The sequence below is a fragment of the Bradyrhizobium sp. MI1.4 genome, from assembly GCF_055811315.1.
On record NZ_JBVVPP010000128.1, the window covers coordinates 1 to 1,244 of the forward strand.

A 1,244-nucleotide genomic window follows, 5' to 3' on the forward strand; every position below is an offset into this window, starting at 1 on the left:
TCGAAGGGACAGAAGAATGACTTCCGAGATGCGGAAGCCATCGCCGAGGCGGTCCAACGCCCGACCATGAAGTTCGTCGCAACCAAGACCGCCGACCAGCTCGACCTGCAGGCGCTGCACCGCGTGCGCGAGCGATTAGTCGGTCAGCGCACCGGCGTCATCAATCAGATCCGTGCGTTCCTGCTGGAGCGGGGCATCGCCGTGCGGCAAGGCCTGCGCTCCCTGCGGTCCGAGTTGCCGGGTATCCTCGCGACGCGCACCGATGTGCTCTCGCCTCGCATGTTGCGCATCATCGAGGATCTGGCGGGTGACTGGCGCCGGCTGGATGAGCGTATCGAGGACCTCTCCAGCGAAATCGAGGCATTGGCCCGTCAAGACAAAGGCTGCGAGCGACTGATGACGGTGCCCGGCATTGGCCCGATCATCTCGAGCGCGATGGTGGCTGCGATCGGCACTGGAGACGTGTTCTCGAAAGGCCGCGACTTCGGCGCCTGGCTTGGACTGGTGCCGAAGCAGATATCGACCGGCGACCGCACGATCCTCGGCAAGATATCAAGGCGCGGCAATCGCTACCTGCGCGCGCTGTTTGTGCAGGCCGCGTGGGTTGTGCTGGTCAAGGTCAAGGGTTGGGAGCGCTATGGCCTTAAATCTTGGATCGAAGCCGCCAAGAAACGATTGCACCACAACGTGCTGGCGATTGCGCTCGCCAACAAGCTCGCCCGGATCGCCTGGGCGGTTCTCAACGAGGGACGCGCCTTCGAGTGCGTCAACACGGAGGAGACGGCGTCCCGAGCTGCCTGATCCTCGCACCGTGCTCGGGGCCGTCAAGGCGCGGCCTGACCGCGGTAGAGCAAGACGTCAGGACAGCACGACGGCCGGCCTTGACGGCCCTTGCGCGCGGCGCGTCTGCGCGCGCAGGCCGGGACAAAGGAACGACCGCCAGGCACGAACTAAGGAACAGCACGAGGTGAGGTGCGATCGATGACGTAACCAACATCCCTTACCCGCCGAGGTCTGCGAGAGGAATGAGACAACGATGGAGGATCGCGTCTTCCCGGCGCATGCGAACACTGCTGACCCGAATGGCCCGTTCGAGGCCTGTCCGCTAATTAGCTCGAATGCGCGCTGATATCCATGATGGCCCGGAGCACAACACGCTCCAATCAGAGGCCGGATACATTGATGCAAGACCGCATCTGCCAGGTTGACGAAACCTCTTGCAACGCGCGGCCGGACCATACATT

General features: G+C 63.3%; 1 protein-coding gene. It reads left to right on the forward strand.

All coding sequences use genetic code 11. The features are described from left to right. Positions 1–801 (forward strand): IS110 family RNA-guided transposase (locus AC0L23_RS39915; RefSeq protein ID WP_473358413.1); only part of this gene is annotated, 801 nt, incomplete at its 5' end. Positions 802–1,244 lie beyond the last annotated feature (443 nt).